At 64.0% G+C, this 7,466-nt stretch carries 9 protein-coding genes; 5 read left to right on the top strand and 4 right to left on the bottom strand.

Translation table 11 applies throughout. The annotated features are described in order from the left end of the window. Positions 1-4: 4 nt before the first annotated feature. The 5 genes from BM417_RS46020 (at position 5) to BM417_RS47415 (ending at position 4,518) form a co-directional block, all read left to right on the top strand. A complete protein-coding gene (locus BM417_RS46020; RefSeq protein ID WP_093606443.1) occupies positions 5-562 on the top strand; it encodes a type VII secretion system-associated protein in 558 nt (185 codons plus the stop codon). Positions 563-1,227: 665 nt separating this feature from the next. Further along, the gene (locus BM417_RS47425; protein WP_143139115.1) at positions 1,228-1,761 is read left to right on the top strand and encodes a class I SAM-dependent methyltransferase; all 534 of its coding nucleotides are present in this window, start codon (positions 1,228-1,230) and stop codon (positions 1,759-1,761) included. A gap of 326 nt (positions 1,762-2,087) precedes the next feature. Next, complete coding sequence (locus BM417_RS47420) at positions 2,088-2,441, top strand: hypothetical protein (protein ID WP_143139114.1); 354 nt, start codon at positions 2,088-2,090, stop codon at positions 2,439-2,441. 1,155 nt (positions 2,442-3,596) lie between these two features. Next, positions 3,597-4,046 (top strand): HesB/IscA family protein, encoded by a 450-nt coding sequence (locus BM417_RS46015; protein WP_093606442.1) that lies wholly within the window; start codon positions 3,597-3,599, stop codon positions 4,044-4,046. Position 4,047: 1 nt separating this feature from the next. Beyond that, positions 4,048-4,518 (top strand): hypothetical protein, encoded by a 471-nt coding sequence (locus tag BM417_RS47415; protein WP_143139113.1) that lies wholly within the window; start codon positions 4,048-4,050, stop codon positions 4,516-4,518. 231 nt (positions 4,519-4,749) lie between these two features. Here the strand turns inward: BM417_RS47415 and BM417_RS50045 are convergent, their stop codons facing one another. The 4 genes from BM417_RS50045 to BM417_RS46000 form a co-directional block, all read right to left on the bottom strand. Next, a complete protein-coding gene (locus tag BM417_RS50045) occupies positions 4,750-5,175 on the bottom strand; it encodes an Hsp70 family protein (protein ID WP_093606441.1) in 426 nt (141 codons plus the stop codon). Beyond that, positions 5,070-5,420, bottom strand: coding sequence for a hypothetical protein (locus tag BM417_RS50440; protein WP_143139112.1), 351 nt, complete (start codon positions 5,418-5,420; stop codon positions 5,070-5,072). The genes BM417_RS50045 and BM417_RS50440 overlap by 106 nt, the downstream gene beginning before the upstream one ends. A gap of 38 nt (positions 5,421-5,458) precedes the next feature. Beyond that, positions 5,459-5,695, bottom strand: a complete 237-nt coding sequence (locus tag BM417_RS46005) for a hypothetical protein (RefSeq protein ID WP_143139111.1) — start codon at positions 5,693-5,695, stop codon at positions 5,459-5,461. A gap of 681 nt (positions 5,696-6,376) precedes the next feature. After that, positions 6,377-7,321 (bottom strand): glutamate ABC transporter substrate-binding protein, encoded by a 945-nt coding sequence (locus BM417_RS46000; RefSeq protein ID WP_245822882.1) that lies wholly within the window; start codon positions 7,319-7,321, stop codon positions 6,377-6,379. Positions 7,322-7,466 lie beyond the last annotated feature (145 nt).

The raw sequence follows: 7,466 nt of genomic DNA, 5'->3' as shown, positions 1-7,466 counted from the left end.
AGACATGACCACGCCAGGCGATGACCAGTGGGTGTTCCTGATCGACCCCGCCTGGCAGGCCCCCGAGCCTGCCGCACCCGACTCGGGTGACGACGCCGGGAATGCCGAGTTCGAGGGCCCGCCGTTGGAGGCGGTTGTCGGGGGTTGGTTGGTCACCGGTGATGGTGCGATGGGGAGGTTCCGCGCGAATCCCGATTACCGGCCGTCCGAGCCGGGGTCGCCGACGGATCCGGTGGATGCGACGTTGCAGTTGTTGATGCGCGGGGAGGTTGATTCGGACGCGTTGTTCGCGGTGATCAGGGAGAGTGTGTTCGACGTGGCGCTGGACGAGGACGGGCGGCCGATCATCGCGCCGTCGCCGGACGACGTGCCGTCGCTGCTGGTGTCGACGGCGCCGGCGCAGCGGTTCCGTGTGCGGACCGGCAACTGGCGAGCCGAGGTCACTGCGGCGGAACTGGGTGAGCTGCTGCAGGAGTACGACGTGGACGTGCTGTTCAACCCTGGCGGGCCGGCATCGATCCGGCTGATCGGTGACGTGTTCGCGGAAAACGTTACGACGTAAGGGAATCGGGGGTACCTTCGGCCTTTCGGGCGGCGGATGCGCCCTGACGGTTATCAACTCCGTGCAGGTCGCAGATCCTCAACCGAGAGCGGTGTTCCGCAGGTGCACCGCTTATGTCCTTACGCGTCGCGGTTCATCCGAACTGTGGGCCGACGTGTCCCGCCCGTCCACGCTGAGAGCGCGAGTTCGTGCTTCACCGGAGGGGTGGGGCCTGAAGAAGTTGTGCAGAGCCGGCGGTGGCGTCGGTTCTTACCGATACCTCAGCTCGGTCGTCGACGGTGTGTTGACAGCACAGTGGCTGACGTCGGCGTCGATGGCTCCCGGAAGGGCGTTGGATGGCGGCCGCACATACCGGCGAGGACATTGTCGCAGCGGCGCGAAGCGCGCTGCGGTTGGAACGGGTTTTCGCGCGCAGGCGGTCGGTTTCATGGTCGACCGGGGGATCACGCAGTTCTTGGAGGGGGGTCAGACTCTGAGGGCAGGCCGTACGACCTGGGTGGTCTGACAGGGACGATGGTCCGGGTGGTCCACGTCGACCACGGCCCCTGAGATGATCGAACGGCTGAGGCTCGTCACCGCGGGCACGGAGCGCCGCTATTTGTTGTGCCGCAGCGTGAGTGACGCTCCGTGGCTGATCGAGATGTGCCATTCCACCAATTCGCTCGATGCGCACCCGCCCCACCGGCGTGGTCGCTGTCGGGCTCTTGCACCTGGTTCCAGACGAGGGTCATCTGCTGCAGCGCTGCGCGGCAGCAGATGACCCGGTACAGCATGTTCGCGGGCGTTGCGTCTGGCTCGTGTGCTTCAACGACGATGCGGCTGCTACGAAGCTCGTCGGTGGTCCGGTGTGCCCGCGGCAGCGCCACGAGATCGAGGCGATGTTCGACGGGTTGAAGCTGATGAAGCCGACGATCATCGTACCTCCGCACAAGTGGGCGCCCGCACGTCATCCGGTGCTCGCGGGTATCGCGGTCACAACTCTGACCAGGTCGGAGCATGCCTATGGCTTGATCGAGCTGAGCCGCCGTGAGCGAGGTGTTCGCTGGGACCCTGCGGACGAAATGGCTGTCGCGAGGTTTCGTCTGACTGCTCCGAGCTTCCCATTGAAATCACTGCCCGGAGAACGACGATGCCCGGTCCTGACCTGCCCTGGATGCCACAACATCCTGCCCCATCTGATCGGCCATCCCCGTTCGTGACCACTAGTCATAAATCCCATCCGGCGTCACTCCCTGTCGCCATCAGAACACCCGGCGAAGGTCTACTTCCACAGCTGTAAGTTGCCATCAATGATCCATCAACCGCGCTGGGAGCAAAAAGGGCAAGAGCGTGTTCACTGTTGGACATTACTTGCGAAGACACTTGACGCGGCCGTCGGGTCTACGTATTCATGGTATGCCCTGTGTCATACGCATGGCGGTATTTCCGTCGGGTGTCGAAGTAACGCTGCCGGCGTTGAATCATTGACCTATTTGGTCAGGGTCCATTGGAAGTCCCGACGTTCGCTGGGACTTGAACGAGGAGAGTGATTGTACTGAACGTCAAGAACGTGATTCGAGTCGCGAGCGCGCTCATGTTGGTCATCGCAACGGTTGGTGTGGCCGCGCCTTCAGCATCGGCCTCCCAATGGATTAGGTATATCAGCTGGAAGGGCGATCAAGCTCAAATCGATAATAACCCGGGGGATGGTTGGGAGAGCTGGGCTTGGGTGTGGGACGGCACCAAAGATGGCCGGGGCGCATCTGTCTGGTTGAGGTTTTACTCCGGCCGCGTGGAAGGGCTGGCCTCCTACGAAGGCACCAATAGCTACGGCGCCGATATTTGGCAGTTCCAACTCTGCAAGGGCTATACACGCTACGACTGTTCCCCCTGGCAGTAGATGTAGACCTACCGCTGCGGGAAGCCGGAGTGTGCCGATTGCAGTGGCGAATGTTCATCGGTGCACTTCGCGATTCTCGCACGTTAGGCTCGTAGTGAAACGATTAATCAATCGACTGTGGAGAGTCATAGGTTCCGCTATACCGGTCACCATGGAGTCTGCACCCCGCCGTTCGATGCGATCCGGCTTAATTTGAACGAACGTCAGCAGCGGCTGTAGCTTGGCAATGAAGCCTGTGAGCTGGGTGGCGGGGGTGCGAGGATCGTCTTCGAGGCCACCGGGGCGGATCAGGATGTGGTCTGGCGAGCCGGGGCGAGCTCGACGATCCCGAGCCGCTTGCGGTCGAGCAGTCCCGGGGTCCTGGCGGTGGTCGCAACGGGCTGAGGTCTTGGACCCGGACTGGCCGTGAACCTGGATGCCCTGGTCGAGCCGGAGACCTGTGGTGATCAGATGAACCCGTTGCGCTGGCCACCAAATCGCTGTCGCACCTGGTTCGGTTGCATACGGTCGCTTTTGAACGTCCCACGGCCTAAGAGTCGATCATGGACGGCTCTTCGCTCTCCGCGCCGTGCGGGGATCAAGGGGCCTTTCAGCGTGCTCGCCGACCGGAACACGATCTTGGCGACCGGTGCTTTGATATCGGGTGTGAACTCGGCGGCGGGGACGGCCACGGGTGCGGGCTTGGGTGCCGGGCGGCTGCGCGCGGCGACGGCCTGGGCCTCCAGCTCTTAGAGGCCCAGATGGCGAGCTGTTCAGGCTGGGCCTGGTGGCGGTGGTTGTTGTTCATGGTCGGCGCTCCTGCGGTCAAAGTCCGGAAGTTGGGTGGGGTGGTGGCTTTCACCCCCGCTTCCACGACCCTGGCCGCAGTTGGCACTGTGACGGTGGTGTCAAGGGTGGGCCTTGGCCCATCGCGTACCGACACCGTTGGCGCCCTTGATAGTGGCGTCACAGTGTTAAACGGTCTGGCCTCCGTGGGAGTAGCCGGCGTTGGTGAATTGCCGCGCGGTTGGGGCAGTGTTTGCCGTCAAAAGGGTCGCCTGCCCGCTCGGTGAGCCGTTCCTCTCTTGATCTACGTGTATGCAGGGGGGTAGGTGACGCTCCGATCGTGGTCGGCTGCGCGTGGTTAAGACAAGCTGGCTTGCGGAAGGGATTCAGATGCAGCAAGACGTAGTGGTGCCGCCCCAGTACGCGGTGTCGTTGACTGAGGCGGCTGTTGTCAAGGTGGACAAGCTGTTGGCAGCCGAGGGGGCATCAGGCTTGGCTCTGCGGATCCGGGTTGAGTCGGGCGGGTGCGCGGGTCTGCGTTATCAGCTGTATTTCGATGACCAGTACACGAAGGTGTTAGCGAAGGATCTGGCCGAGCGTGCCGACGAGGGGGCCGCTGAGCCGGATGACGAGGAGATGGCGGCTCAGCGCGCCGCCATGGTCAGCGCCGGCGAGTCGGTTCTGTGGTTCGACGGCGTTGCTGTGCTGGTCGACAAGAAGAGCGGCCTCTACCTCGATGGTGCGGTGATCGATTTCGTAGACACGCTGCAGAAGCAGGGGTTCACGATCGAGAATCCGAATGCGCAGGGCGGGTGCGCGTGCGGTGATTCCTTCCACTGAGATGTCCAACGACAACGATCTCGATGTGCCGATCGGCTGGTTATGCGCCGACCACGTCGCTGGCGACCTGCTCGTATACGCCGATCCAGGTCTGTCTCCGGCATGTTTCGAGTACAGGGTGACTCACTCGGTGCTGGCGTTGACGATGTTCGTCGCCGACGTTCCCACACTGCCTGGACGGGTGCCGGCCATGCGTCTGGCATCGATGCGGCATCGGTTGTCCAGCAGCTGGGAGTGGGGTGACTGGTGCGCGAACAGCCTGCAACGGTGCATGAGCGGCAATGTGGCAGCGGAGTCGCTGCGGTTGGCCCGTTCGGCGCTGCACTGGCTTGAAGGCGGTCGACTGGTAGCACAACTGGACCGCACCAACCGATGGGGCATTGACGGCGCTGTCCAGCTCCCCGAAGGCGGCGCAGACCTGGGTGTCACACACGCCCGGCGTGTCCTGGATGTCCACCTCAGACAACGATGACGTTACCGCAACGCACACAAACCGTCAGTGCCGCCACGTTCGGTCTGCAGGCGAGTCTGAGCAAGCCGCTAGGAGTTGAGGCCGGTTTAGATGATGTTGCCGCCGTACGTGAGGCGGTCCACGATGGCGGCGCAGAATCACAGAACCGCAGTGAATCCGAATCGTCAACCATCACCTGAAGCCGACAACCAAGCGGACCTGCCTGGCATCACATCTCACGCACGGACGTGTTCACTCGCCGTTCGGGTTACGGCCGTGGCCAACGGGTACCGTGACGAAGATAGGGATGTTCTGGCAGGTCGGCGCCTGCGCCGCGGCACGGGCGATCGTCGCGACGGCGAGCTTGGGGTGAAGCCCGACCCGCACCGGCTTGCCGTACACGGCCGACATCGTCTGAGCCACCAGGGGAATCCCTGATGATCCGCCGACGAGCAGCACGCTCGCCAGGTTCTTCGGGCGCAGGCCTGCCGAGTTGATCGTCCGGGTGAGCGCTTCGATGGTGAGCGCGACGTACTGCTCGATGGCTTCCTGGAACTCGCCGCGGGTCACCATCATCTCGCGCCGTCCGCCAAGCAGGTCGTTACGCAGCACGTTCTCGGTCTCCGTGGACAGGTCCTCCTTGGCCTGTCGGTACTGCTCGCGCACCGCATTCGGCATCCTCGCCTGCTGAGGGCTCTTCGGGGCGAGCCGCGAGATCTCGCCGCCGAGCCTGCTGTCGAGAACGCCGTCAGCGAGCTGTCGAAGTCGATGCCGCCCAGGCGTTCCACGCCTTCTGGAGTCCCCAGGGTCGCCATGCCGTGTGGTCGTGCCCACAGCACATTGGCGTCGAACGTGCCACCGTCGAGGTCATACACGCCGACCGTCTCGCCGTCGCCGAGCCTGCGCTCGGCGGAGTGATGCATCGAGGCTGCTTCAGGCTCGGTGACGATCCGGACGTTCTTCAACCGGCCAGTCGGAGCACTTCCGTGAAGTGCTCACGGCGGTAAGGACCCCACACCGCCGGGCACGTGAGCACCATGACGTCCGGCGCGTGTCCCTTGGTCGCCGTCACGAGGGCCAGGACGTCCCGCAGTTGCGCCGCCATCAGCGCGGCGGGTGACCACGTGGTGCCGCCGATCGGCAAAGGCGTCGGGTGGGCGAGACGCCTTCTGTGTGAACGGAAACGCGCTGCGGGCACAGGTGCGCCTGGGACTCCGCCGAGTTACCGGCTAGGTCGTGCCGAGGTCGACGCCCAGTCCGTAGGACACGCTTGATGTCCATGTGCGACCACGAATCGCTTGAACTCTTGATTGAACCAGCCGTCCGAGTTCGCGAGCTTGCTTCCGCACTCAGGGGGCAGAAACCGTGGCCACTAATGCTTTGCCGACCAGTGGTGGCTGGTCGTCGACCGGCGGCTCAGCACGCGAAGGAGACGCAGCCGTCGTGGTTTTCCTTTGTCGGTGAAGAAGAACTGCTCGGCGGTGTGCTGGCGCTGGAGGGCGGTGTGGTGGTTGCCGGTGAGGGCGTGGAGGACGGCGGCCGAGGTGTTGAAGGCTGCGTGCCGCGGCTGGATGACGGTGTCCGTGTCGTGGTGGAACGCGGGGGGTTCTTGCTCGGCGTAACGGATTCCGCCGACGAGACAACGACATCCGTCGTGATGAACGTCGTCTCCGCCGGAACCAGGCTGGGCACACCGAGCCCGCTGTTTGCCGGCACCACGCTAGGCGCGCGTTCGCCAGAGCGCGGTGGGCTCGCGACGATGCCGAGACCGACGCCCGCTGGGATGAGCACGGCGCAGGCGCAGGCGACTATCAGCGGAGGCCGCAGGCGCTGCGCGCGGGTGGTGCGCTCGGACAAGGAAAGCTCCTCACATCGGGATTCAGTTCCGGCCCGCGAGCGGTGGGGGGCTCGGTGTGAAGTCCGGGTCGGGGAAGTTCTTCGACAGTGCCGCTTTCCAGGCGCCTGAAGCGATCATCTTCTGGATCGCCTCGTTGACGCGCCTTCGTCCATCGGCATCGTCTTTGCGCAGCCCGATGCCGTAGCGCTCCACGCTGAACTTCTGGCCGACGAGCCGCAGCAGTTCGGGATTCTTCGCCGAGTACCCGGCCAGAATCAGGTCGTCGGTCGTCACGGCGTCTACCTGGGAGTTCAACAGCGCGGTGACGCACAGGTCGAACCGTGGAAACTCGACGAGCCGAACGGTCGACGCGTACTGCCGGCGGAGCAGCTCGCTCGACGTCGTGCCCGTGACGCTGCAGAGCCGCCGCGACGCCAGGTCGCCCGGCCCGTTGATTGACTTCTCGTCCTGGCGCACCAACAGGTCCTGGCCGGCGATGTAGTACGGCCCGGCGAACGCCACGCGTTGTTGCCGCGACGGCGTGATGGAGTAGGCGGCAGCGACGAAGTCGACCTCGCCGCGCTCGATCGCACCCTCGCGGTTCGCGAGAAGCACCTGTTTCCAGGTGATCGACTGTTCGGGTACGTTCAATTCATTGGCGATGTACTTCGCCACATCGACGTCGAAGCCGCGCACGGTGTCGTCGGCCAGTCGCTGGCCGAGTCCTGGCTGGTCGAAGGTGATTCCGATGTTCAGGCGGCCCGTGGTGCTGCGGCCCAGCAGGCCGAGGTAGTGGTTTTCGGAATGGCTGCAGCCACTGGAGGTCAAGGTGACGAACAGCGCCAGGGTTGAGGCGATGAGCATTCTACCGCGTGGTGGCAAGATTTCTCCGAATAGGTGAAATAAACCGTTCCGTGATCGGGCCGAGATTAGACGGTGAGGGACGGTCGTAGTCGCGCTCGCGGCGCTGGTGCTAGGTCTCTGCACTTACGGGCAGGGATCCTGGGGAGAGCTTGACAAAGGAGCATTGGGGTGAGTGCGCGGCTCGTGGAGACGTGCCTGTGTTCGCCCACGTCGTATGTCGTGCTTGTCCCGTTCATGTTCGGAGAAGCTCGGTGGCATCCGTGATGGC

Origin of the sequence: Lentzea waywayandensis (assembly GCF_900115955.1) — a bacterium.
GTDB classification, from domain to species: domain Bacteria; phylum Actinomycetota; class Actinomycetes; order Mycobacteriales; family Pseudonocardiaceae; genus Lentzea; species Lentzea waywayandensis.
Note: the sequence above shows the minus strand (reverse complement) of the source record. Positions and strands in the feature narration are given on the sequence as shown.

Excerpts from the sequence above, each read along its gene's own strand:
- BM417_RS46020 (WP_093606443.1), top strand. The coding sequence starts at position 5 with ATGACCACGCCAGGCGATGACCAGTGGGTGTTCCTGATCGACCCCGCC.
- BM417_RS47425 (WP_143139115.1), top strand. The coding sequence starts at position 1,228 with ATGCGCACCCGCCCCACCGGCGTGGTCGCTGTCGGGCTCTTGCACCTG.
- BM417_RS46015 (WP_093606442.1), top strand. The coding sequence starts at position 3,597 with ATGCAGCAAGACGTAGTGGTGCCGCCCCAGTACGCGGTGTCGTTGACT.
- BM417_RS47415 (WP_143139113.1), top strand. The coding sequence starts at position 4,048 with ATGTCCAACGACAACGATCTCGATGTGCCGATCGGCTGGTTATGCGCC.
- BM417_RS50045 (WP_093606441.1), bottom strand. The coding sequence starts at position 5,175 with ATGCCGAATGCGGTGCGCGAGCAGTACCGACAGGCCAAGGAGGACCTG.
- BM417_RS50440 (WP_143139112.1), bottom strand. The coding sequence starts at position 5,420 with ATGCATCACTCCGCCGAGCGCAGGCTCGGCGACGGCGAGACGGTCGGC.